16 protein-coding genes are annotated in these 23,955 nt (G+C 64.2%); 9 read left to right on the forward strand and 7 right to left on the reverse strand.

Going from position 1 to position 23,955, the window contains the following annotated elements; all coding sequences use genetic code 11:
- Position 1: 1 nt before the first annotated feature.
- Both ACLGL5_RS10715 and ACLGL5_RS10720 read right to left on the reverse strand, forming a co-directional pair.
- A complete protein-coding gene (locus ACLGL5_RS10715; protein ID WP_069090951.1) occupies positions 2 to 736 on the reverse strand; it encodes a 4Fe-4S dicluster domain-containing protein in 735 nt (244 codons plus the stop codon).
- Positions 733 to 3,663: a molybdopterin oxidoreductase family protein gene (locus tag ACLGL5_RS10720; protein WP_069090952.1), complete on the reverse strand. Its 2,931-nt coding sequence runs from the start codon at positions 3,661 to 3,663 to the stop codon at positions 733 to 735. The genes ACLGL5_RS10715 and ACLGL5_RS10720 overlap by 4 nt, the downstream gene beginning before the upstream one ends.
- A gap of 278 nt (positions 3,664 to 3,941) precedes the next feature.
- On the opposite strand from ACLGL5_RS10720, the gene ACLGL5_RS10725 reads away from it, so the two are divergent.
- Positions 3,942 to 4,841: a LysR family transcriptional regulator gene (locus ACLGL5_RS10725; protein ID WP_069090953.1), complete on the forward strand. Its 900-nt coding sequence runs from the start codon at positions 3,942 to 3,944 to the stop codon at positions 4,839 to 4,841.
- Here the strand turns inward: ACLGL5_RS10725 and ACLGL5_RS10730 are convergent, their stop codons facing one another.
- From ACLGL5_RS10730 to ACLGL5_RS10745, 4 genes are all read right to left on the reverse strand, one after another.
- Positions 4,842 to 6,098 (reverse strand): Hsp70 family protein, encoded by a 1,257-nt coding sequence (locus tag ACLGL5_RS10730; RefSeq protein ID WP_069090954.1) that lies wholly within the window; start codon positions 6,096 to 6,098, stop codon positions 4,842 to 4,844. It lies immediately after the preceding gene.
- A gap of 175 nt (positions 6,099 to 6,273) precedes the next feature.
- On the reverse strand, positions 6,274 to 7,065 hold the full coding sequence (locus ACLGL5_RS10735) for a TIGR02186 family protein (protein ID WP_064984648.1): 792 nt from the start codon (positions 7,063 to 7,065) through the stop codon (positions 6,274 to 6,276).
- Entirely contained in the window at positions 7,065 to 7,988 is a 924-nt protein-coding gene (locus ACLGL5_RS10740; RefSeq protein WP_064984650.1) for a sulfite exporter TauE/SafE family protein, read from the reverse strand. The genes ACLGL5_RS10735 and ACLGL5_RS10740 overlap by 1 nt, the downstream gene beginning before the upstream one ends.
- Positions 7,989 to 8,179: 191 nt before the next feature.
- Positions 8,180 to 12,247: a peptidoglycan-binding protein gene (locus ACLGL5_RS10745; protein WP_069090955.1), complete on the reverse strand. Its 4,068-nt coding sequence runs from the start codon at positions 12,245 to 12,247 to the stop codon at positions 8,180 to 8,182.
- Between the two features lie 453 nt (positions 12,248 to 12,700).
- Here ACLGL5_RS10745 and ACLGL5_RS10750 point away from each other — a divergent pair, with 453 nt between their 5' ends.
- From ACLGL5_RS10750 to ACLGL5_RS10785, 8 genes are all read left to right on the forward strand, one after another.
- Positions 12,701 to 13,162 (forward strand): MerR family transcriptional regulator, encoded by a 462-nt coding sequence (locus ACLGL5_RS10750; protein WP_081296132.1) that lies wholly within the window; start codon positions 12,701 to 12,703, stop codon positions 13,160 to 13,162.
- A gap of 294 nt (positions 13,163 to 13,456) precedes the next feature.
- Positions 13,457 to 15,247, forward strand: a complete 1,791-nt coding sequence (locus ACLGL5_RS10755) for an acyl-CoA dehydrogenase (RefSeq protein ID WP_019863121.1) — start codon at positions 13,457 to 13,459, stop codon at positions 15,245 to 15,247.
- A 102-nt stretch (positions 15,248 to 15,349) separates the two neighbouring features.
- Complete coding sequence (locus ACLGL5_RS10760) at positions 15,350 to 16,519, forward strand: acyl-CoA dehydrogenase family protein (protein WP_027047733.1); 1,170 nt, start codon at positions 15,350 to 15,352, stop codon at positions 16,517 to 16,519.
- Between the two features lie 33 nt (positions 16,520 to 16,552).
- A complete protein-coding gene (locus ACLGL5_RS10765) occupies positions 16,553 to 17,761 on the forward strand; it encodes an acetyl-CoA C-acetyltransferase (protein ID WP_069090956.1) in 1,209 nt (402 codons plus the stop codon).
- Between the two features lie 13 nt (positions 17,762 to 17,774).
- Positions 17,775 to 19,994, forward strand: a complete 2,220-nt coding sequence (locus tag ACLGL5_RS10770; RefSeq protein WP_069090957.1) for a 3-hydroxyacyl-CoA dehydrogenase NAD-binding domain-containing protein — start codon at positions 17,775 to 17,777, stop codon at positions 19,992 to 19,994.
- 9 nt (positions 19,995 to 20,003) lie between these two features.
- The gene (locus ACLGL5_RS10775; RefSeq protein WP_019863125.1) at positions 20,004 to 20,549 is read left to right on the forward strand and encodes a thioesterase family protein; all 546 of its coding nucleotides are present in this window, start codon (positions 20,004 to 20,006) and stop codon (positions 20,547 to 20,549) included.
- Between the two features lie 137 nt (positions 20,550 to 20,686).
- Positions 20,687 to 21,325 carry a S24 family peptidase gene (locus ACLGL5_RS10780; protein ID WP_019863126.1) on the forward strand — a complete coding sequence of 213 codons (639 nt, stop codon included), beginning with the start codon at positions 20,687 to 20,689 and terminating at the stop codon, positions 21,323 to 21,325.
- Positions 21,326 to 21,334: 9 nt separating this feature from the next.
- Positions 21,335 to 22,195, forward strand: a complete 861-nt coding sequence (locus ACLGL5_RS10785) for a thermonuclease family protein (RefSeq protein ID WP_348628491.1) — start codon at positions 21,335 to 21,337, stop codon at positions 22,193 to 22,195.
- Here ACLGL5_RS10785 and ACLGL5_RS10790 read toward each other — a convergent pair.
- Positions 22,161 to 23,807: a lysine--tRNA ligase gene (locus ACLGL5_RS10790; protein WP_020629132.1), complete on the reverse strand. Its 1,647-nt coding sequence runs from the start codon at positions 23,805 to 23,807 to the stop codon at positions 22,161 to 22,163. The genes ACLGL5_RS10785 and ACLGL5_RS10790 overlap by 35 nt on opposite strands.
- Positions 23,808 to 23,955: the final 148 nt, after the last annotated feature.

Consider the following 23,955-nt stretch of genomic DNA (forward strand, 5'->3'; position numbering starts at 1 on the left):
GTCAGTTCGAAAGCATGCGGTCGACCCAGCCGAGGAAGCCGCCTTCGGCCCGCACCGGCTCCAGCGCCTTCGCGGGCACCGATGCGGCGCGCTGCGTATGGGCGCGCGGCGGCAAATATTTGTTGGTCGGGTGGTAGCCGAGTTCCGGCATCAGGTCGACGCCGCCGCGCTCCGCGACCAGTTGCGAGACAGCCGACTGAGGATCGCCGAGATCGCCGAAATGCCGGGCGCTGGTCGGGCAGGCGGCGACGCAGGCCGGCACGCGGTCTTCTTCGGCCAGATTGTCGTTGTAGATGCGGTCGATGCATAGCGTGCATTTCTTCATTACGCCGACATCGGTGTCGAATTCGCGCGCCCCATAGGGGCATGCCCAACTGCACAATTTGCAGCCTATGCACTTGTCCTCGTCGATCAGCACGATGCCGTCCGAGGCTCGCTTGTAAGAGGCGCCGGTCGGGCAGACGGTGACGCAGGCCGGCGTCTCGCAATGCAGGCAGGAGCGCGGGAAGTTGACCGTGCGCCCGCCCATCTCTGTCGTGTGTTCATAGCTGTGCACGCGGTTGAACCAGACGCCGTCGACATGGCCGCCATAGGGGTCGGTGTCGGTCAACGGCGCCATGTGGCCGCCGGTGTTCCATTCCTTGCAGGCGGTGACGCAAGCCTGGCAGCCGACGCACGTGTCGAGGTCGATGACGAGACCAAGTTTCTTGTCGCTGTGGACGGGAAGACAGGTCATTCGGCTGCCTCTCTTGCCCGGCGGAATTCGGCGCCGAAGCTCAATCTGTCGAGCGACGGCTCGAAATGCGGCGGTTGGCTGAAACGCTCGAATTGCGGCTCGGTGAAGCCGGCTTCCTCATCAGCGCATTTGACGATGCGCACGCGCAGATCGAACCACGCGGCCTGGCCGGTGACAGGATCGGAGTTCGAATAGCGTTTGCCCTGTGCGTCGGCCGAGGTCTGGTCGCCGATGATATGGTTGAGCAGGAAGCCGCGATTGCTCTCGGCGGCATCATCTTTCAGTCCCCAACTGCCGCGCCTTTTGCCGATCGCGTTCCAGGTCCAGACCGTGCTTTCGTTCACCCCGTCGACCAGCTTGATTTGCCCCTTCACTCTGCCGTTGATGCTTTCTATCCACACCCAGTCGTCGTCGACGAGGCCTAGACCGGCACCAGTGCGGTGGTGCACGAACAGCCGGTTCTGGCTGGTGATCTGCCGCAGCCACGCATTCTGCGAGCCCCAGGAATGATACATGTGCATCGGCCGCTGCGTCAGCGCGTGCAGTGGGTATTTTTCGAGGTCGACCACCGCTTCCTCGAACGGCATGTACCAGAACGGCAGCGGATCCATGTAGGTCTCGATGCGCTGGCGCTCGGCCTCCGGCGGCTGAACACGGCCATGGCCGCGTGCGGCGAGCCGAAACCGCTGCAACGGCTCGGAATAGAGCTGGAAGATGATCGGCTCCGCCTTCGGGATGAAACCCATCTGCACCGCGAAATCGAGATAGGAGCGGTTGGCCATCTTGTAGTAGCGCTGGTCCTGAGCGAAGTCGTGATGCCAGAAGCCCCCATTGTCGATGTAGCGCTGCAACTGGTCCGGATTGGCCTCGCCCTTGCCGATCGACGTTCCATCCTTGCCGCGCCAGCCGGCCAGCGGGCCGATGCCCGGTGTGCGTTCATGACTGACGATATAGTCGGCATAGTCGGCATACTTCGCCGATCCGTCCTCGTCGACGAAACCGGGCAGGCGCAGCCGGGCGCCCAGTTCGATCAGCACCGACTGGAACGGCCTGACGTCGCGGTCCGGCTCGACGACGGGATGGCGGATGGCATCGCCCGGCCCGTCGGCATGGCTGATCGGCCGGTCGAGCAGGCTGATGCAGTCATGCCGCTCGAGATAGGTCGTATCCGGCAGCACGAGGTCGGCGAACGGCACCGTCTCGGAATAATAGGCGTCGGAATAGATGATGAAGGGGATCTTGTAGTTGCCCGCCTCGTCATGGTCGGTCAGCATGGCAATCGTCTCGACGGTGTTCATCGAGGAATTCCAGGCCATGTTCGACATGTACATCATCAGCGTGTCGATCTTGTAGGGATCGCCCGCCCAGGCATTGCGGATGACGGTGTGCATCAGCCCGTGCGCAGCCAGCGGCGCGTCCCAGGAATAGGCCTTGTCGATGCGGGTCGGCGTGCCGTCTTCGTCGACCAGCAGGTCGTCCGGTCCGCAGACGAAGCCAAGCGGCATGCCGTCCAGCGGCGTCATCGGCTTGACCGTCTTGCCCGCGGGTTTCGGGCCCGGCGGCGCCGATCTGGGGTAGGGCGGCTTGAAGCGGAAGCCGCCGGGAACATCCACTGTGCCGAGCAGCACCTGCAGCAGATGGATGGCGCGGCAAGAGTGAAAACCGTTCGAATGGGCTGATATACCGCGCATGGCATGCATCGAAACCGGTCGGCCCTTGATCGTCTCGTGCCGGCGCCCGGCCCAGTCGGTCCAAGCCACCGGCAGTTCGATTGCCTGTTCGAAGGCGACATGGGCGAGTTCGGCGGCGATCCGGCGGATCCTATCGGCGGCAATGCCGCAGCGCTCGGCGACCGCATCCGGCGCGTAGCTGTCATCGAGATAGCGGTCGGCGATCAACTGGAACACCGGCGTACAGCGGCGGCCGCCGACTTCGAAGCTGCCGGTCAGCGCCGGCTTCGCTTCCGTGTCGGTTGCCTTGACGGCGGTCTTCGCCACCCTGTCCCAGGCCAGCGGATTGCCGTCGGCGTCGCGGACGAACAGCCCGTCGTCGGAGGCGCCAGGCTCCTGCACGACGAGGACATGGGCGTTGGTGTAGCGGAGCAGATAGTCGAGATCGACGCGGCCGGCCTTCAGCAATTCGTGGATGAGGGCGAAGACGAACAGGCCGTCCGTTCCGGGCCGGATGCCGATCCAGTCGTCGGCAATCGCATTGTAGCCGGTGCGGCACGGATTAATCGACACCACCTTGGCGCCGCGCGCCTTGAGCTTGCCCAGCCCGATCTTGATCGGGTTGGAATCATGGTCTTCGGCGACGCCGAACAGCATGAAATATCGTGTGTTATCCCAGTCAGGCTCGCCGAACTCCCAGAACGAGCCGCCGATCGAATAGAGCCCGCCGGCCGCCATGTTGACCGAGCAGAAGCCGCCATGGGCGGCGAAATTCGGTGTGCCGAACTGACTCGCCCACCAACCGGTCAAGGATTGCGACTGGTCGCGGCCGGTGAAGAAAGCGAGTTTTTTCGGATCGGTACGACGAACTGCCGAGAGACGCTCCGTCGCGATCGAGAACGCTTCTTCCCACTCGATCTCGCGGAACACGCCCGAGCCGCGCGGCCCGGAACGCAGCAGCGGCTTCTTCAGCCGGGCCGGGCTGTAATGCTGCATGATGCCGGAACTGCCCTTACCGCAGATCACGCCGCGATTGACCGGATGGTCCTTGTTGCCGTTGATGTAGCGGACCTTGCCGTCCTTGATATGGACGTCGATGCCGCAGCGGCAGGCGCACATGTAGCAGGTGGTCTTGGCAACGCTGTCGGAAATGCCAGGCGAGGTGTCGACGCCGTCGCCTTCATCGGGCGCGCGCGTGTCGGCAAGCGGGCGTTGCGATGGTGCCGAATTCGCGCCGCGCGGCGGTGAATGCCTCATGATCCGGATGTGCCCGCGCGGCCGGCGGATTTGGCTCGAGTCTTCGGCCCGGGGCCGCGCATGTAATGCTCTTCCGGATGGTAGCGATCGCCGGTCAGCCGTCTGCGGATGCCGCGGGTCCAATGTGCGAGAAGGGACTTGAACCGCCCGATCATTTTAGTCTCTGCCATCCGCTGGCGAATTTTTTCTAACTTCGCGTGAAAATGTAGAATGAAGCTATCGATCCGTCTAATCAGTTGTTCTTGTAAATTCGATCGATATTGGTTCTTAATGCTGACATGACCCTGGATCAGTTGCGCATTTTCGTCGCCGTCGCCGAGCGCGGCCACATGACCAAGGCGGCGGAGCTTTTGGGTATCTCCCAGTCGGCGGCGTCGGCCGCCATCCGCGCGCTTGAAGAGCAGCACGGCGTCCATCTGTTCAACCGCGTCGGCCGCAACATAGAGCTTGCCCAGACCGGCCACCGGTTCCTGCCGGAAGCCAAGGCCGTGCTGGAGCGGGCCGCCGCCGCCCGCAATGTGCTGGAACATGTCTCGCAGACGGTCGCCGGCAGCCTCTCTATCGCCGCCAGCCTGACCATCGCCAGCTACTGGCTGCCACGAAGGCTGGCCTCCTTCCACGAGGCCTACCCCGCGGTGCGGCTGAGCGTCAGCATCGGCAACACGAGACAGGTCGAGGCCAGCGTGCTGGATGGAACAGCCGATCTCGGCCTGGTCGAGGGGCGCACCGAATCCGACATATTGCGCCGCGCCAAGGTCGACACCGACCGGTTGATGCTGGTGGTTGCCGCGTCACATCCCGAAATCGTCGAAACCGCGCCGGGCCGTCCCGACATCAAGGGCCTGCGCTGGATCATCCGCGAGGGTGGGTCGGGCACGCGCGAGGTGCTGGAGGATCTGGCGAGGCGCGAGGGAATTTCGCTAGCCGATTTGCAGGTGTTCCTGGTGCTGCCAAGCAACGAGGCGGTTCGCCAGGCGGTCGAGGCGGGTGCCGGCGCCACCATCATTTCGGAGCTCGTCGTCGGACGCGCCGTTGCCGAAGGCAGCCTGCGGTCCGTGCCGCTCGAACTGCCGAAACGCGACTTCGCCATGATCACCCACCGCGACCGCCAGGCAAGCCTGGCCCAAATGGCGCTGAAGGCGCATCTCGGCGCAGACACTAAGGGGAGCGACCTTTAGTCAGCCGAACTTGCGCTGGGCATCCAAAGCCAGGCCAAGCCCGACCGAGCCGAACATGTCGCCGTCGATGACCGAAGCCTGCGGCACCAGCGACAGGATTTCCCGTCTTGCCAGCGGAATCGCGGTCGAGCCGCCGGTCAGGAACACCGCGGTGATGTCGGACGGCTTGACCGCAGCATCGCGCATGGTCTCAGCCACCGTCGCGGTGACCCGCTCGATGTCCCGGGCGATGGTGGCGTCCAGTCCATCACGCGTGATTTCGGCGGCGAACTCCACGTCGGATAGCCTCACCGCGACTTCGGCCGATGACAGGTCGGTCAACTCTATCTTGGCCTTTTCCACCAATGCCGCCAAAGCGTGCCCATAGCGGTGCTCGACGATGCGGATGAAGCGGTCGACCAGGTCGGCGCGCGCGGCCTCGTAGCGGATCTGGCGCAGATGCGTCATCGCCTTGGCGGTGTAGACCAGGTTGATGCGCTGCCATGTCGCCAGATCGATGAAGTAGCTGGCCGGCAGATTGCGCTTGCCGTCCTTGGTCGGGGTCAAATAGCCGAACTGCGGCATGACATGGGCAATGCTGAGCAGCCGGTCGAAATCCGTACCGCCGATATGGACACCCCGGCTGGCCAGGATATCGTCCTTGCGGTCCGGCAATCGGGCACGCTCCGGCGAGACGCGCACGACTGAAAAGTCAGACGTGCCGCCGCCCATGTCGATGATCAGCGCCAGCTCTTCGCGCGTCACCCTCTGCTCGTAATCGAGTGCGGCGGCGATCGGCTCGAACTGGAAGGCGATGTGCTTGAAGCCTTGCGCATGCGCGGCCTTTTCCAGGTCGCTCTGGGCGTTCGCGTCGGCCTGTGGGTCGTCATCGACGAATTGTACCGGACGGCCGAGCACCACGGTCTCGACCAGATCGCCGCCATCTTCTTCAAGCTTCTTCCTCAGATGGCCGAGGAACAGGCCGATGATCTCCATGAAGCCGATCGAGCGCGCCTTGATGCGCGTCTTCTCATGCGCTAGCGAGCTGCCCAGCACACTCTTCAGCGAGCGCATCAGCCGGCCTTCCACGCTGTCGGTGTAGTTGGCGATGGCCTGGCGGCCAAAACAGATGCGGCCGTCCTCGAAATTGAAGAACACCGCGCTGGGCAGCGTGACCTGGCCGCCTTCAAGCGCGACGAGGTGCGGTTGCCCGTTGCGGACCACGCCGACCGTGGAGTTCGAAGTGCCGAAATCGATACCGGCGAATGCTGGTCGCAAAGCAGCCTCCTGTCATTGGCGGCAGACAGCGGATCGGCGCTCGCGGGAGAAGCGTGCGCTGTGGTTCCGGGCGACCGGACCGCTCTGCCGAATTGAATTGTGCGTGCTTGCCCGTTGGGCGGGGAGGTGCGGTCTATAGCATGGCGCGGGAAAGGGAAACCCCCTTTTGGACGTCTCAGTCCTTGCGGAAGATCAGCCTGCCGAGCCAGCCCGTCAGCATGGCCAGTGATATGGCGAAGACGCCATAGAGGAAGGAGTAGTCATGGGCGACCCGGAAGATAGACTGCTCGAAGCCGGACTTGCGGATTTCGAGCTGGGCAGAGCTCTCCTTGATGAACAGGCCGCTCTTGAACAGGAACGCGCGGGCTTTGTGGGTGCCGACCGGAACATTCGGTGCCAGCCTGACGGTGGCGCGGAACAGGTTCTGCGACAGGAACTGCACGCCGCCGACATTCTCGCTGTAGAGGCCTGCCGCTCCCTTGCGCTCGCGCAACGCCGCGGTGAATTCCTCGATCGTCGCCGGGCTGTCGCCGGCGTCGGCGGGCTGCATGTAGAGATTGGAGGCGCCGAGCGACAGCTGCTTGTAGCTGTTCGGTTCTGTGATGTCCTGCAGCGGCCGCGTCGTCGCCACCGAATAGGAGACCGGCACGTTCTCGAAGGTTTCGGAGTCCAGATTGACCCAGACGCCGAGCACCCGGTCCTTGCGGCGCACCACGACCGGCTTGGGTGGCCCTTCGAGTACGACGATGACGTCGTAGCGACCCTGGCGGGCGACCAGCGGATCGGGATTTTCCAGCGAGCCGAAGATGGTCAGGTCGGCGCCGGAAAAACCGGCGGTGATCGAGACATTGTCGGTGGAGAGACCGATCTGGATGCCTTCCGTCAGCGGCGTCTGTGCCTTCGCCGGTGCGCCGGTGGCAAGCAGTGGCAGGAGGATGGCGGCTGCGAATGCTTTCGGGCCTGCCATCAGTTGAGGCCCGCGCTGGACAGCGAATAGAGATTGGGCGGGGTGACGAAAAGATCGATGGCGAGCCTGATCGCTACAGCCAGCACCAGCAAGGCCAGCAGCGCCCTGAGCTGCTCGCCACGCAGCCTCTGGCCGGCCTTGGCGCCATATTGCGCGCCGGCGACGCCGCCCGCCATCAACAGGAAGGCCAGCACGACATCGACCGTCTGGTTCGTGGTGGCGTGGACCAGCGTGGTGTAGGCGGACGTGAAGATGATCTGGAACAGCGAGGTGCCGATAACGACATTGGTCGGCACTTTGAGCAAATAGATCAGCGCTGGCACCATGATGAAGCCGCCGCCGACACCCATGATCGACGACAGGAAGCCGATGCCGGCGCCAAGGCCGAGCACCGGGATGACGCTGACGAACAGTTTCGACGCCCTGAAGCGCATCTTCAGCGGCAGCCGGTGGATCCAGTTGTGCTGGCCGGATTTCTTCAGCACCGGCGCCGCACCGCTGCGTGTGGCGCGCAGCGCATTGATGCTTTCGACCAGCATCAGCCCACCGACCGTGCCGAGCAGCACGACATAAAGCAGCGAGATGAACAGGTCGAGCTGGCCGAGCCGGCGCAGGAAGGCAAACACGTAGATACCGGCGGTGGAGCCGATGATGCCGCCGGCCAGGAGCACGCCGCCGAGCTTGAAGTCGAGCGTGCCCCGCTTCATGTGCGAAAGCACGCCGGAGACGGAAGAGGCGATGACCTGGTTGGCGCCGGTGGCGACCGCGATCGCCGGGGGGATGTTGTAGAAGATCAGGAGCGGCGTGATGAGGAACCCGCCGCCGACGCCGAACATGCCCGACAGGAAGCCCACCGCAGCGCCCATGGCCAGCAGCACGAAGACGTTGACGGAAATTTCCGCAATCGGGAGATAGATGCCCACCCGTCAGTCTCGATCAGTTTGCCTGTCGGCGAATACAGCCGTTCTGGGCAGTCTCGCACCGAAAAGCCAATTTTTCCTTGCGCCGACGCGGCGGCGGGGTCAAACCCCGTCGCCGCGCCGAAACAAAAAATATCTCAATCAGTTAACAGGCAAATGTGTGGCAAGAGCGTCGTGGAAACGACGCTTCGCTGTTATTTGCGCGCCAGCAGCGCCCGGACCAGTTTTTCATCGACGGCGCCGGTCGCCGGCAGCTTGCTATCGGTCTGGAAGGCGATGATCGCGTTCTTGGTCTTCTCGCCCATGACGCCGTCGGCGCCGCCGGCATCATAGCCGTTCTTGTTGAGGATAAGCTGGATGTTCTTGACCGCCTTCTTCATGTCGATGCCGGCGGTCGTCTGCGGCGTGCCTTCCTGCCAGGATTCGGGAATGTCGGCAGAATTGGTCGCCGCATTGAGCGGCTTGGCCTTCCACAATTCGGTCGCGGCGCGCGCCCGCTCGAGCTGCTCGGGCCGCAGCGCATTGGCGATCTCGTCGCGCTTGGCGGCAGCGTCCTTGTCGCCGGTCTTGGCGACGAGCGCGAACCATTTGTAGGATTCCTCGAGGTTCTGCTTCATGCCGACGCCCTTGGCGGCGAGGATGCCGAGATTGAACTGGCTGTCCTTGACCCCGAGATCGGCGGCCTCCTGGAACCAGTGCGCGGCCGATTCATTGTCGGTCACGCCATCGGCGGCCATGGCGAACAGCACGGCCAGATTGTGCATGGCGCTGGCATTGCCCTGCTCGGCGGCCATCTGGTACCAGGTCTTCGACTTCTTGATGTCGCGGGCGACGCCGATGCCCTTCTCATAGAAATTGCCGATGCGGTATTCGGCCGGCGCGAAACCGAGTTCCGCCGATTTCTCGTACCATTTGGCGGCCGCGGCCATGTCTTCCTTGACGCCGCGCGATTCCGCGTAGCGCGAGCCGATCTCGAACAGCGCCTTGGCGTCGCCACCCGCGGCGGCATCGCGTAGCGCGGCCGGGCCGGCATCGGCCGGAATGTCGTACTTGTTCGCGACTGCTGCACCTGCCGGCGCGACGGCGCCGGTCGTGTCCTTGGCGATGGCGTCGTTGGCCGCCGTTGGGGCTGCGACCGGCTGGGTATCGGTATCCGTCGCTTGCGCACCGCCGGTAGCAGTTGCCGGCTCTGAAGCCGTCGTATCCATCGGGGTCGTGGCAATAGGCGCAACTGGTGCTGGGGCGGCCGAAGCCGTGGGGCCGGAAGAGGCGGTGGAAGCAGCAGGCGCGGCGGGCTCTGCGACCGGCGCCGTATTCGCCATTGCGTCCGTGTCCGACGGCATCGCCATGGCGGTCTGCGCCACCATGTCGTCCTTGGTCATGGGCGCGGATTGTTCGGCCTGCCTGACGGCACGGGCCGGCGCGTTGTCCGTTGCCGCCGGCTGGGCTTGCGCCTTCGGCTGGCTCGCCGTGTCGACGGATGCCGTCTGCGCTGGCTGCGCGGCAACGATCGGTACGGCGTCGTTGTTTGCCACCTGAACCGGATCCGAGAGGAACGCCTTGCCGAGCTGCAGGCCGGCAAGCGCCAGCATGATCGCCGCCGCCGCCATCAGGATCGGCTTGCGTCGGGCCTTGAGCAGGTCGCCGATCCTGAGCGCTTTCACCGGGCCTTTCACCGTCGACTGTCGCTTCAGGGCGTCGGCCTCCGCAGCGGCGGCCTGCGCCGCGCGCCGCGCGGCCGCGATGAAATCCGATTTCGCGGCGTCGCTTTCGCCAAGCTTTGCCGGCTGGCCACGCTCGTCGCGAACCCGCTTCATGATGGCATTGAGGTCGGGCGCGCCGGAGCCTGGTTCCAGCGGGCGGTTGGCCACTTTCGGGTCGAGCGGCTCGTCAAGATCGACAGTCGGAATATCGCTGCTCGGCGGCGAACCGGCCAGCGGCGGGACGTCCGCCGCCGCCTTCTTACCCTTGAAGGCGCGGGCCAGCCCGCCGAACATAGATTTGCGGCCTGCCGGCTGGTCCTTTTCGGCGATGGTATCGGAACCGAGTGCGGCCATGGCGGCGGCTGCTGCTGCTTCCGCCGGCGTGCGCGTGCCCAGGTCGCCACGCGCACCCATGTCGCCACGCGCACCCTCGTTGCGCATTATGGCGGCGGCGCGGCCATCGAGATCGGCCATGTCGCCGGTCAGCGGCATCGGCTCGTCGATATCCATCGACGGCGCTTCGACAGCCATCTTGGTGGTCCGTGTGCGGCGTTTGCCGGCCGCCTCGTCCTGGCGCGTGGCCAGAAGCTCGCTCACCGCTTCGGACGGCTCGTCGGTTTCCAGCGAACCCAGCCGGTCGACGATCTTGAGCAGCGTGTCGTGGATGGCCTCGAACGTTCGCGAATTGCGCTCGTCGGAGCGCCGCGTCAGCGTTTCCAGCGTCTTCAGATCCTGGGCGAGTCCGGAAACCGCCGACGCATTGGCGTCCGACCCGGCCAGCGAACGCACCGCGTTCTCGGCCGCTTCGCGTGCCGCGCCTAGGATGGAATCGCGGGTTCCCGCCAGCGCCTTCTCGATTTCGTCGAGGCGCGGGCTGATGTCCTCGAATTCCGGCAGCGGCGTGCTGGGCCTGGACAGATGCGCGGACAGGCCGGCGACTTGCGCCTCCAGGCTGCGGATCAGCGCCGGATCGATGCCGGCGACCTGGGCCGCCGAGGCGTCGAGCCGGCTGGAAATGTCCTCAAGCCGGCTTTCCAGTCCACGGATCGCCGCTTCGCCGGCGGGATCGGCGGCACGTGTCTCCATGCGCGTGGCGAGTGCGGTGAAGCGGGCGTCGATGGCCTCCATGATGCCGGCACTGTCGATCTGCGGCGCGATGCGCTGGTCGAGCCGGTCGGCGACCTCATCGAGACGGCGCTCGAGATCGCGAAACAGCATGTTGCCCTGTTCGATGGCATCGCCCTGGCGGCGTTCCATCATGCCGGACAGAACATCGAAGCGCTGCTCGAGCCCGTGGAAGATGTAGTCGGCGTCGGGCATGGCCGGCGCCTGGTCGATCTTGTCGGCAATGAGGGTGATCTGCTTGGCCAGCCGCTCCATCGCCTGCTCGGGCAAATTGGCGCGGCCGGCGAGTTCGTCAACGCGGCTCGACAGCGTGCTCAGGCGATCCATGACCGCGTTGCCGGGGCGATCCTGCGCCACTTCCTCGATCTGCCGGGCGAGCGAGTCAATGCGCTTCTCGATACGATCGAAGGCTTCGTGATCGACCGAATTGGCCTGTGCCGCGACGGTCGAGGCAACGATGGCGCGGGAAATCTCGTCCAGCCGCTCGTCGATCATGGCAAGCGTGTCGCTGCCGCGATTGTCCTGCTGGCCCGCGAAGTGTTCGACGGCGCCGGCCAGCGTGCGCACCTTTTCCTCGAGCGAACGCAGCGACAGCGATTCCGGCAGATTGTTGACGGCGTTGCTGATCTGCTCCAGCCGGTCGGTCAGCGCCGCAAGGGCGGGATCGTCGGAACGTTTGCGCTGATCGGCGTCGACACGGTCCTCGAAAGCCGTCCAGCGGCGGTCGAAATCGTCCCAGCGGCGGTCGACCTTCTGCACGCTCTCCTCGCGCGCCAGCGTGTCGAGCGCAGCCTTCACCTGCTCGAGCTCCAGGCGCAGCATGTTGACGCTTCTGTCGTCGCTCTTCTCCGACAGCGACTTGATGGCGCCGGAAAGCCGTTCGAATTCGACGCCGAGTTCGGCGCTGCCCTTGCCAGCAATGCCGGGCCTGGCGCTGGCCTGGAAGGCGCGGTCGATATCCTTGCGCAGCGCATCGAATTCGCGTTGCAGACCCGCCGTCATCTGGTGGCGCAGTTCCTCTCGCATGCCGCGCAACTCACCGGCGATCTTGCCGACCATGGCGACGCTGTCTTCCTGGCCGCGCACGCGGTCGATGTCACGGGCGATGGCCTGGTAGTTCTGGTCGAAGCTGGGGGCCGGTGCCGGGGTCTGCGGGCGCGCCGCTGGCCGCGGATCCTCATACCAGCGCTGCTGAGCGGTTGGCTGGGCGGCGGGATAACGCGGGTCGACCGCGGGATAGCGCGGCTCGGTGGCTGGATAGCGCGGGTCGGCGCCGTATTGGTGCGGAGCGGGCCGGGCCGTCACCTCCTCGCGGGTCTGACCCAGCCGCTGTTCCAGCGTCTCCAGCGAGCGGTTCAGTTGCTCGAGCGTGGTCTGCGGCTTGCGCTGCCTGCCGGCGTTGAGTGTATCGAGATAGGACCGCTTGCTGTTCATCGGTGCGTCCGTCTTTCAGATTGGCCGGCTTTCGACCAGCTCCCCAAGTCCCTGCCGGAACGAAGGCGACCGCGCTTCCACGGTGGAAGACAAGCTTCCCGGGGTTTCACCCGCGCTCCGAAAAACCGTGAAAAATTCGATACAGGATAAACACGGGTAGCCGACGCGCCCACATTTCCCCCAACGTGGTAAACAACGCGTTAACCAAGCTTAAGAAGTTGGAAGGAAGTTAGCTCTCGCTTTCACGGTGCGGCATAAAGCACCTTCACAGAACGCCCCTTGCGTCATGAGGCGGCTATCGGTATAGAATTGACGTAAACGTAAAAGGCGCATTTGAGTGTGCTGTTTGCGATTTTGTTTGTCGAAACCACGGCCGGAAGCACGCCCCCGCTTCCAGTCAGGCGACGCATGGTCCAGGACCGCGACGCCACCAGACGGGGAAAGCCAGTGACCATGAAGCTTATCTCGGCCGGCGAGACCGCGGCCAATACCAATAATGTATCTGTCGAAGCCGGTGAGGACCTCGCCCGCATCGGCGAAATGGCCAAGAAATACGGCGTGACGCTGCGCACGCTGCGTTTCTACGAAGACAAGGGCCTGCTCAACCCGCAGCGCGACGGCTCCACCCGTCTCTACACGCGCCGCGACAAGGCCCGGCTGAAGCTGATCCTGCTCGGCCGCAAGGTCGGTTTCTCGCTGCGCGACGTCAAGCAGATGATGGATCTCTATGATCCGACCGGTTCCAACACCAAGCAGCTGCGGCTGGCGCTGGACAAATCGGAGAAGCAGCTCGCCCGCCTGCAGAAGCAGCGGGCGCTGATCGACGACGCCATCAACGAGCTCTCGGGCTCGATGTCGGCGGTGCGCCAAATGTTGGCCGAGCGCACGGCGCCGCAGGCGAGCGTCGCGAGCTAAAGCAATCTACCGGTTCCGACCCCGTCGGAGTCTCGACCATCAAAGCCGCGTGGCTCTGCCGCGCGGCTTTTTCGTTGCCTGCGTCTGCCCAACTGGTTCCCTCGGCGCTGGCCTGCATGGCGTCGCGCCGCCAGCTTAACCAAGCTGGGCTGGGGGGGAAATCTTGTCGCATCGAAAAAATTGACGTTTACGCAAACGTCAATTTTTGCTATCCCGGCTTCAACACGGGTCCGCATGCTGCCCTGACATGAATTCGGGGGCTTTCGGACCAGGTCCGCAGGGTGGAGAAAAAGCATGCCGACATACAGGGCTCCGGTCCAGGATACGCTGTTCGTACTCAATGATGTGCTGGGCTATCAGCGCTATTCGAACCTTCCCGGATTTGCCGACGCGACGCCGGACGTGCTGGAAGCGATTCTGGCTGAAGGCGCCAAGCTCGCCGAAAACGTCATGCATCCGCTCAACCGTGTCGGCGACATGGAAGGCTGTGTGCGTCACGACGACGGCTCGGTGACCACGCCCAAAGGCTTCAAGGAGGCCTTCGACCAGTATCGCGAAGGCGGCTGGATGGGGCTGGCGGCGCCGGTCGAGTTCGGCGGCCAGGGCCTGCCCTATGCCGTGCACACCGCCGTCGCTGAATATATGGTCTCGGCCAACATGTCGCTGATGATGTATCCGGGCCTGACCCAGGGCGCCATCGCGGCGATCATCACCCACGGCACCGACGAGCAGAAGGCCAAATGGCTGCCGAAGATGGTCGAGGGCTCTTGGACCGGCACCATGAACCTGACCGAACCGCATTGCGGCACCGATCTCGGCCTGCTGCGCACCAAGGCGGTGCCGAACGGCGACGGCACCTACAAGATCTCGGGCCAGAAGATTTTCATCTCGGCCGGCGAACACGACATGTCGGACAACATCGTCCATCTCGTGCTGGCCCGCATCGAGGGCGCGCCGGAAGGCGTCAAGGGCATTTCGCTGTTCATCGTGCCGAAGCTCAAGCTCGATGCTTCGGGCAATCCGGGCGAACGCAACACGCTCTCCTGTGGCTCGATCGAGGAGAAGATGGGCATCCACGGCAATTCGACCTGCGTCATGAACTATGACGAGGCCGAAGGCACGCTGCTCGGTGAGGAGAATGGCGGCCTCAAGGCGATGTTCACGATGATGAACGAGGCCCGCCTCGGCGTCGGCCTGCAAGGGCTTTCGCTGTCGGAGATCGCCTACCAGAACGCCGTCGCCTACGCCAAGGACCGCTTGCAGGGCCGTTCGCTGTCGGGCGCCAAGGCGCCGGACAAGAAGGCCGACCCGATCATCGTCCATCCCGACATCCGTCGCTCTTTGATGACCATGAAGGCCTTCAACGAGGCCGGTCGCGCGCTGGCGCTGTGGACGGCGATCAAGTCCGACATCGCGCATCGCTCCGCAGACGACAAGGACCGCCAAGCGGCCGACGACTACACCGGCCTGATGACGCCGGTGGTCAAGGGCGTGCTCACCGACAAGGGTTTTGACCACGCCGTCATGGCCCAGCAGGTATTCGGCGGTCACGGCTATATCGAAGAGCACGGCATGAGCCAGTTCGTGCGCGATGCCCGCATCGCCATGATCTATGAGGGCGCCAACGGCATCCAGGCGCTCGACCTCGTCGGCCGCAAGCTCGGCCTGAATGGCGGCCGCGCCATCCAGGCCTTCTTCAAGGAGGTCGGCGAATTCTGCGAGGAAAACCGCGCCGACGAGAAGATGGCGCCCTTCACCAAGGGGTTGAAGAAGGGCCTCAATGATCTGCAGGCGGCGACTATGTGGCTGGTGCAGAACGGCATGGCCAAGCCCGACAATGCCGGCGCGGCCTCGACCGACTACATGCATCTCTTCGGCCTTGTGGCGCTGGGCTACATGTGGGCGCAGATGGCCAAGGCAGCTCAGGGCAAGACCGGCGCCAACGGCACCCAGTCCTTCTATGACAACAAGGTGGTGACGGCGCGCTTCTTCATGGAGCGGATCATGCCGGAGACGTCGGCCCATCTCGCCCGTATTTCGAGTGGTGCGGACACGCTGATGGCCCTGCCCGCGGAAGCGTTCTAAAGATGGTTGCCCTCCTCCCTCGGGGGAGGGTCGGTTGAGGCGAGCGTGACGTGCGCCGGCCTTAACGCTGACGATGCGCTCTGGGAGGAGTACCATATCCAAATGACCAGCCCCGCCGAAATACTTGGCCTTCCCAAGCCCGCCTGGGCGGCGGACGAGGTCGGCATGCTCTACGACATGGCAACCCGCTTCATGTCGGAGGAGATCGCGCCGCGCTACGACGAGTTCGAGAAGAACGAGATGGTCGACCGCGAAAGCTGGCTGAAGGCCGGCGCCGCTGGGCTGCTCTGCGCCTCGATGCCGGAGGAATATGGCGGCTCCGGCGGCACCTTCGCGCATGAGAGCGCCATCATCGAGGCCATCGGCCATGTCGGTGTCGACGGTTTTGGCATCGGCCTGCACAATTCGATCGTCGCGCCTTACATCCTTCACTACGGTTCGCAAGAGCAGAAGAAGAAGTGGCTGCCGAAGCTCGCCACCGGCGAGCTCATCGGCGCCATCGCCATGACCGAACCGGGCGCCGGTTCCGACCTGCAAGGCGTCAAGACGCGGGCCGAGAAGGACGGCAACCAGTACAGGATCAATGGGTCCAAGACCTTCATCACCAACGGCCAGCTGGCCAACTTCATCATCGTCGTCACCAAGACCGATCCGGAAAAGGGCGCCAAGGGCACCTCGCTGATTATCGTCGAGACCGACGAGGTCGAAGGTTTTGAGCGCGGCCGCAACCTCGACAAGATTGGCCTGAAGGCCAACGATACGTCGGAACTGTTCTTCAACGACGTGCGCGTCCCGACCTCGAATTTGCTCGGCCACGAGGAAGGGCAGGGCTTCATCCAGCTGATGCAGCAATTGCCGCAGGAGCGGCTGCAGATCGGCACCGGCGCCATCGCCATGATCGAGCGCGCGCTGGCGCTGACCATCGACTACGTCAAGGAGCGCAAGGCTTTCGGCAAGGCGATCATCGACTTCCAGAACACCCAGTTCAAACTGGCCGAGCTCAAGACCGAGGCGACCATCGGCCGCGTCTTCTACAATGACTGCGTCACGCGCCACATCAATGGCGGCCTCGACCCGGTGACGGCCTCGATGGCGAAATACTGGCTCTCCGACCTGCAGGGAAAAGTCGTCGACGAATGCCTTCAACTGCACGGCGGCTATGGCTACATGAATGAATACCCGATCGCCCGCATGTTCCGCGACGCTCGCGTCCAGCGCATCTACGGCGGCACCAACGAGATCATGAAATTGCTGATCGGCCGCTCGCTCTGAGAGCGGCGACCGGCAAACCCAAGGAGCACGAAAATGGCTGAGGCTTACGTCTATGACGCCGTGCGCACGCCGCGCGGCAAGGGCAAGAAGGATGGATCGCTGCATGAAGTGCCGGCGGTGCGGCTTGCCGCAAAGACGCTGGAAGCGCTGCGCGACCGCAACGGGCTGGACACCGGCACCGTCGACGACATCATCTTCGGCTGCGTCGATCCGGTCGGCGAGGCGGGTTCGGTCATTCCACGCGCCGCCGCCTTCGAGGCCGGCTACGACACCAAGGCGCCCGGAATGCAGATCTCGCGCTTCTGCGCCTCGGGTCTCGACGCCATCAATTTCGGCGCCGCCAAGATCGCGCAGGGCGCCGACGAGATCGTCATCGCCGGTGGCGTCGAATCAATGTCGCGCGTCGGCATGGGTGCCTCCGGCGGTGCCTGGTTCATGGATCCTTCGGTCGGCCTGCCTGGCTGGTTCGTGCCGCAAGGCATTTCGGCCGACCTGATCGCCACCAAATACGGTTTCTCACGCGACGACGTCGACGCCTATGCGGTCGAGAGCCAGAAGCGCGCCGCCAAATCCTGGGCCGACGGCCGCTTCAAGAATTCGGTCATTCCGATCAGGGATCAGAACGGCCTGACCATACTCGACCATGACGAGCACATGCGGCCTTCGACCGACATGCAGTCGCTGGCATCGCTCAACCCATCCTTCGTCATGCCCGGCGAAATGGGCGGCTTCGACGCGGTCGCGGTGCAGAAGCACCCCGAGGTGGAAGAGGTCAACCACGTCCATCACGCCGGCAATTCGTCCGGCATCGTCGATGGCGCGGCGGCCGTGCTGCTCGGCTCGAAGAAGGCCGGCAAGGCCATGGGCCTCAAGCCCCGCGCCCGCATCCGCACCTTCGCCAATATCGGCTCCGAGCCGGTGCTGATGCTCACCGGCCCGGTCGACGTTACCGATAAGCTCCTGAAGCGCGCCAAGATGAAGCTGTCGGACATCGACCTGTTCGAGCTCAACGAGGCCTTCGCCTCGGTCGTGCTGCGCTACATGCAGGCCTTCGACATCCCGCACGACAAGATCAACGTCAATGGCGGCGCCATCGCCATGGGCCATCCGCTCGGCGCCACCGGCGCGATGATCTTCGGCACGGTGCTGGACGAACTCGAGCGCCGCGATCTGAACACCGCGCTGGTCACGCTGTGCATCGGCGCCGGCATGGGCACCGCTACGATCATCGAACGCGTCTGACGGGGAGAGAACAATGAGCTACATCAATTTCACCCTCGACACCGACGCCGACGGCATTGCGCTCGTCACCTGGAACATGCCGGATCGCTCGATGAACGTGTTCACCGAGGAGGTGATGGGCGAACTCGACAAGATCATCGACCAGGTGGTGGCCGACGCCGGCATCAAGGGTGCGGTGATCACCTCGGGCAAGGACAGCTTCTCCGGCGGCGCTGATCTCACCATGTTGCAGAAGATGCTTGCCGTGTTCGCCAGGGAAAAGACCAAGGACCCGCAGAAGGCGGCAAAGCTGCTGTTCGACAATGCCGGCCGTATGGGCGGCCTGTGGCGCAAGCTCGAAACATCAGGCAAACCCTGGGTATCGGCGATCAACGGCACCTGCATGGGTGGCGCCTTCGAATTGTCGCTGGCCTGCCACGGTCGCGTCGCCGCTGATTCAGACAAGGTCAAGATGGCCTTGCCGGAGGTCAAGGTCGGCATCTTCCCCGGCGCCGGCGGCACCCAGCGCGTGCCGCGGCTGACCGATCAGCAGCAGGCGTTGCAGATGCTGACCTCCGGCCAGAATCTGTCGCCGCAGAAGGCGAAGGCCATGGGCCTGATCCATGAGATCGCCGAGCCGGCCAAGCTGGTCGAGACGGCAAAGGCCATGATCAGGAACGGACTGAAAGCCGTCCAGCCCTGGGACGAGAAGGGTTTCAAGCTGCCTGGCGGTCAGATCTATTCGCCGGCCGGCTTCAATCTCTGGCCGCCGGCTATCGCCATCCTGCGTCGCGAGACCTATGGCAATTATCCGGCCGCCGCCGCCATCCTGAAATGCGTCTATGAGGGCCTGCTGGTGCCGTTCGACACCGCGCTCAGGATCGAACAGCGCTATTTCACCGAGATCATGCAGACCAGGGAAGCGGCGGCGATGATCCGCTCGCTGTTCGTCTCGCTGCAGGAACTGAACAAGGGCGCCCGCCGCCCGGCCGGCGTGCCGGAAACCAAATTCAAGAAGATCGGCATTCTCGGCGCCGGCTTCATGGGCGCCGGTATCGCCTATGTCACGGCCAAGGCCGGCATCCCGGTGGTGCTGCTCGACCGCGACATGGAGTCGGCCGAAAAGGGCAAGGCGCATTCAGACAGCCTGGTCTCGGATCAGGTCAAGAAGGGCCGCGCCAAGCCGGAGGAGAAGGACAAGCTCCTGTCGCTGATCACGCCGACAGCCGACTATGCCGATCTTGCCGGCTGCGACTTGGTGGTCGAGGCGGTGTTCGAGGATTCGGCCGTCAAGAAGGCAGCCACCGAACAGGCGGAAGCCGCGCTGAAGTCGTCCGCGATCTTCGCGTCGAACACCTCGACCATTCCGATCACGTCGCTGGCGAAGAATTCGGCCCGGCCGAAGAATTTCGTCGGCATCCACTTCTTCTCGCCGGTCGACAAGATGATGCTGGTCGAGATCATTTTGGGCAAGAAGACCGGCGACAAGGCGCTGGCGACCGCGATCGATTTCGTCCGCGCCATCAAGAAGACGCCGATCGTCGTCAACGACACGCGCGGCTTCTACGTCAACCGCTGCGTGCTGCGCTACATGTCGGAAGCCTACAAGATGCTGATCGAGGGCGTGCCCGCGCCGATGATCGAGAATGCGGCGAAGGCCGCCGGCATGCCCGTCGGTCCCCTGGCGCTGACCGACGAGACGGCGATCGACCTCGCCCAGAAGATCATGAAGCAGACCATCAGGGATCTCGGCGACAAGGCCGTCGATCCCAAGCAGATGGCGCTGATCAACACCATGGTCGACGACCATGGCCGCTTCGGCCGCAAGAACGGCAAGGGTTTTTATGACTATCCCGCCAAGCCCGCCAAGAAGAAGCTGTGGCCGGGACTGAAGGACCTCTATACGCAGCTTGCGCCCGAGAAGGTCGATTACGAGGAACTGCAGCAGCGGCTGCTGGTCACCATCGCGCTGGAAGCGGCGCGGGTGATGGAGGAAGGCATCGTCACCGATCCGCGCGAGGCCGATGTCGGCTCGATCCTGGCCTTCGGCTTCGCGCCCTACACTGGTGGCGCGCTGTCCTATATCGACGGCATCGGCGCCAAGGAATTCGTCAAGATCGCCAAGGGATTGCAGAAGAAATACGGCGCCGAGTTCAAGGCGCCCAAGCTGCTACTCGACATGGCCGAAAAGGGCGAAACCTTCTACCAGCGCTTCGATCCCTACGCCAAGGGCGACGTGAAACAGGCCGCCTGACGCCGGGTCATGTATGTCTGGGCGCGCATGGCGCGCATGCTGGCCACGGCGCGAAGCCGTGGCCCCTATATGATGGGCGGTGAAAGCCGCCTGGCCTTTCGCTGCCTGCCGACCGACATCGATTTCAACGTCCACCTCAACAATGCGCGCTACATGATGCTGGCCGATCTCGGCCGGATCGACCTGTTCGTCCGTGCCGGCCTGATCACGCTGGCGCGCAAGAATGGCTGGGCGCCTATGATGGGCGGGCTGCAGGCGGTCTACGCACGCGAGATCAGGCTGTGGCGCCGCTTCGAAGTGGTGTCTTCCATCGAAACCTGGGAAGGCAGACAGGTCATCGGCAAGCACCGTTTCGTCTTCGACAATGGCGAGACTGCTGCCTTGATCCTGACGACCGCAGGCGTCTACGATCGCAAGGCGCGCCGCTTTCTCGATATCGACGAGGTCGTCGCCGCGCTTGGTCGCTCGGTGAACCCGCGTCCGCCGACCGAGGCGGAGCGGCTGTTCATGGAATCTCACCAAGCCCTGCGCCGCCAGGCCAAAGGACCCGCCTGAAGCCGCGTCCGGACAGTGTGCGGCACTGTCGTTGCGGCACAGTTTTGTTCGTGCTCCGTCGCCTGCGCGGTGGACATGCCGGCGGTTGCGGGTTAGACAGGAGAGGCATTTTTTCCTGTCTGGAAGGAGAGCACGACATGCTCTCGCACGACCGCGTTTGGGCCGCCATCGATGCTCTTGCCGAGCGCTATTCGCTTTCGGCGTCAGGTCTGGCAAGGCGCGCGGGCCTCGATTCGACCGCCTTCAACAAGTCGAAACGTCTGTCCTCGGATGGCCGGCCGCGCTGGCCCTCGACCGAATCACTGGCCAAGATCATCGAGGCGACGGGTGCCTCGCTCGACGAATTCACCGGGCTGATCGAAGGCCGCATGGCCGCCGCGCCCGCCCACAGGCGTTCCGTGCCGTTGCTCGGCTTTGCCCAGGCCGGCGCCGGCGGCTTCTTCGACGATGCCGGCTTTCCGGCCGGGCAGGGCTGGGATCTGGTCGAACTGCCGGCGCAATCGACCGAGAGCTCCTATGCGCTGCAGGTGCAGGGCGATTCCATGCTGCCGCTCTATCGCAATGGCGACGTCCTCATCGTCGAGCCGGGCGCTATCACCCGCAAGGGCGATCGGGTCGTCGTCAAGACCACATCGGGCGAGGTGATGGCCAAGGTACTCGAGCGCCAGACCGTCAAGTCGATCGCGCTGGTCTCACTCAATCCCGATCATCCCGACCGCGACATTCCCATGCGCGAGGTCGAATGGGTGGCGCGGATTGTCTGGGCAAGCCAGTAGGTCGGGCTGGTGCGGTTTCCTCATCTCATTGTGGCGGTTCTGATGGTCCCGGTGATGGCGGCCCTGGTTGTCGCCGGCGGCCGCACGCTGAAAGGAAGCCAAAGCACCGTCGCGGTGGATCAGATCGATCCCGGCGTGGACACGATCTCTCAGGCCGGCACCGATGCCGGGTCTGACGAACCAGCCACCTCAGCTATTCCCGCGCCCGCCGCTCCGCCGCCGCCAAAGCCGGCGGCGCATTCGCGGGCGATCGATCCGGATGTCGTCGCGCCGCCGGAACTGCCCACCGGGGAACTCGAGCGGGTCGAGCCGCGCCAGCCTCTGAGCAAGCTGGCGCTGGCCATGCCGCCCAAGCCGAAGATGCCCGATGACTGGAATGGCACGAAGCTGTTCCAGCCGGTCGCGACCGCCGCCGGCCTGATCGAGGCGAAAGGCTATTCGGTCGCGATCTCCGGCATCGATGTCGTCGGGCAGGACGAGACCTGCACCACCGACGGCAAGTCATGGCCGTGCGGTATCCGTGCGCGCACGGCGTTCCGCTCCTTCCTGCGCGGCCGCGCCGTGGTCTGCACGGTGCCGCCCGAAGGCGGACGCGACCGCATCGCGGCGGAATGCCGGATCGGCAAGCAGGACGTCGGCCAATGGCTGGTCGACAATGGCTGGGCGCGTGCCGCCAAGGGCGGACCCTATGTCGAGGCCGGTGAAAAGGCGCAAAGCGCAAAGAAGGGCATTTTCGGATCGGCGCCGAACCTGGCCGGCATCTCGGCGGTGCCGCCGGCGCCAGCCCCGGCGCCTCAGGCGCCGGGTTCGATCCTGGAAGAGGTCGACGGCGCCCTCAAGCCAGCTGACCAGCCAGCGCCTGCTGAATGAGCGCGCGGGTCTCGGCGACGCCGTAGAGCGCGGCGAACGAGCCGAAGCGCGGGCCGCGTTCCTGGCCGATAAGCACCTGATAGATCATCTGGAAGAAGGCGCCCGAAACGCCCGGGCCACCCTCCGGGCTCTGCTTGGAATGATCCTGATAGCGCTCGATCTTGCGCGCCACGTTGAGCGAAGCGTTCTGGATCGCTTCGCCGCCGGCATCCGCCGGCAATGCACCAAGTGCCGCGTCCAGGGCCTCAAGCGCCTCGCGCTCAACCTCGTCGGCCGCACGGAAGGTCTTCGTCGGCCGCACGAAATCGTCGAAATAGCGGATCGCGTGGCCGACCAATTGGTCGAGCTCGGGATGCGTCTTTGGCGTCACGCCCTGCGTATGGCGCGAGATGAAGCCCCACAGCACGTCCTTGTTCTGCGCATTGGAGGCGCTGACCAGGTTGAGCAGCAGCGAGAACGGCACCGGCATGTCGATTGCTGGCGGGTTGCCGTCATGCATGTGCCAGACAGGATTGCCCAGCCGCTCCTTCCAGTCCTGCCTGGGGTAGGCGCCCAGGAAGGTGTAATACTCGTCCACCGCCCTCGGAATGACGTCGAAATAGAGCTTCTTGGCCTGCCGCGGCCGCTGGTACATGTAGAGCCCGAGACTTTCGGTCGGCGCATAGGTCAGCCACTCGTCGATCGTCAGGCCGTTGCCCTTCGACTTCGAGATCTTCTGGCCGTTTTCGTCGAGGAACAGCTCGTAGACGAAATGCTCCGGCGCGCGCCCGCCCAGAATGTTGCAGATGCGGTCATAGACCACCGCGTTGGTCTGGTGGTCCTTGCCGAACATCTCGAAATCGACGCCAAGCGCTGCCCAGCGCATGCCGAAATCCGGCTTCCACTGCAGCTTCACCCGGCCGCCGGTGATCGAAAGCGTGGTCTCGGTGCCTTCGTCGTCGAAGGTGATGGTGCCGGCCTTGGCGTCGACATGCTTCATCGGCACGTAAAGCACGCGGCCGCTCTTTGGGGAAATCGGCAGGAACGGGCTGTAGGTCGCCTGCCGCTCCGGCCCGAGCGTCGGCAGCATCACCGCCATGATCTTGTCGTAGCGTTCGGCGGCGCGCAGCAGCATCGCGTCGAAACGGCCTGACTTGTAGTACTGCGTCGCGCTGGCGAATTCGTAGTCGAAGCCGAACGTATCGAGGAAGCGGCAGAGCATCGCATTGTTGTGGTCGGCGAAGCTCGCATAGTCGCCGCCGAACGGATTGGGGACCGAAGACAGCGGCTTGTGCAGATGCGGCTCGAGTGCCGCGCGATCCGGCACGTTGTCGGGTATCTTGCGCATCCCATCCATATCGTCGGAGAAGCACAGCAGCTTGGTGGCGACCTTGTCCTGTGTGAGCACGCGGAACGCATGGCGCACCATCGAGGTGCGCGCCACCTCTCCGAACGTACCGATATGCGGCAGGCCAGATGGGCCATAGCCGGTCTCGAACAGGATCGTTTCGGGAAAGTCGCTGGCTTTGTAACGCTCGATGATCTTTTTGGCTTCCTCGAACGGCCATGCCTTGCTCTCGGCCGCCGCCGCCAGCAGTTCGGGGTTGAGATCGATTATGTTTGATCCCGCCATGGTCGTGTTTTCCAAATTGTTCGCCGGTATGGTCGCAGTGTCGATTTTCAACCGGTCCTCTAGGCGCGCATGGCCGGAGCGTCAACGCGTTGGGCGCTTTTTCCTTGCGACCTTCGACCCCCGTTCCTACCTTCGAAACCCGTTCAAG

The sequence above is a fragment of the Mesorhizobium sp. U510 genome (assembly GCF_059180695.1).

Bases quoted from the DNA above. Each gene is read 5' to 3' on its own strand.
- ACLGL5_RS10715 (WP_069090951.1), bottom strand. From the start codon at position 736: ATGACCTGTCTTCCCGTCCACAGCGACAAGAAACTTGGTCTCGTCATC.
- ACLGL5_RS10720 (WP_069090952.1), bottom strand. From the start codon at position 3,663: ATGAGGCATTCACCGCCGCGCGGCGCGAATTCGGCACCATCGCAACGC.
- ACLGL5_RS10725 (WP_069090953.1), top strand. From the start codon at position 3,942: ATGACCCTGGATCAGTTGCGCATTTTCGTCGCCGTCGCCGAGCGCGGC.
- ACLGL5_RS10735 (WP_064984648.1), bottom strand. From the start codon at position 7,065: ATGGCAGGCCCGAAAGCATTCGCAGCCGCCATCCTCCTGCCACTGCTT.
- ACLGL5_RS10745 (WP_069090955.1), bottom strand. From the start codon at position 12,247: ATGAACAGCAAGCGGTCCTATCTCGATACACTCAACGCCGGCAGGCAG.
- ACLGL5_RS10750 (WP_081296132.1), top strand. From the start codon at position 12,701: ATGAAGCTTATCTCGGCCGGCGAGACCGCGGCCAATACCAATAATGTA.
- ACLGL5_RS10755 (WP_019863121.1), top strand. From the start codon at position 13,457: ATGCCGACATACAGGGCTCCGGTCCAGGATACGCTGTTCGTACTCAAT.
- ACLGL5_RS10760 (WP_027047733.1), top strand. From the start codon at position 15,350: ATGACCAGCCCCGCCGAAATACTTGGCCTTCCCAAGCCCGCCTGGGCG.
- ACLGL5_RS10765 (WP_069090956.1), top strand. From the start codon at position 16,553: ATGGCTGAGGCTTACGTCTATGACGCCGTGCGCACGCCGCGCGGCAAG.
- ACLGL5_RS10770 (WP_069090957.1), top strand. From the start codon at position 17,775: ATGAGCTACATCAATTTCACCCTCGACACCGACGCCGACGGCATTGCG.
- ACLGL5_RS10775 (WP_019863125.1), top strand. From the start codon at position 20,004: ATGTATGTCTGGGCGCGCATGGCGCGCATGCTGGCCACGGCGCGAAGC.
- ACLGL5_RS10780 (WP_019863126.1), top strand. From the start codon at position 20,687: ATGCTCTCGCACGACCGCGTTTGGGCCGCCATCGATGCTCTTGCCGAG.
- ACLGL5_RS10790 (WP_020629132.1), bottom strand. From the start codon at position 23,807: ATGGCGGGATCAAACATAATCGATCTCAACCCCGAACTGCTGGCGGCG.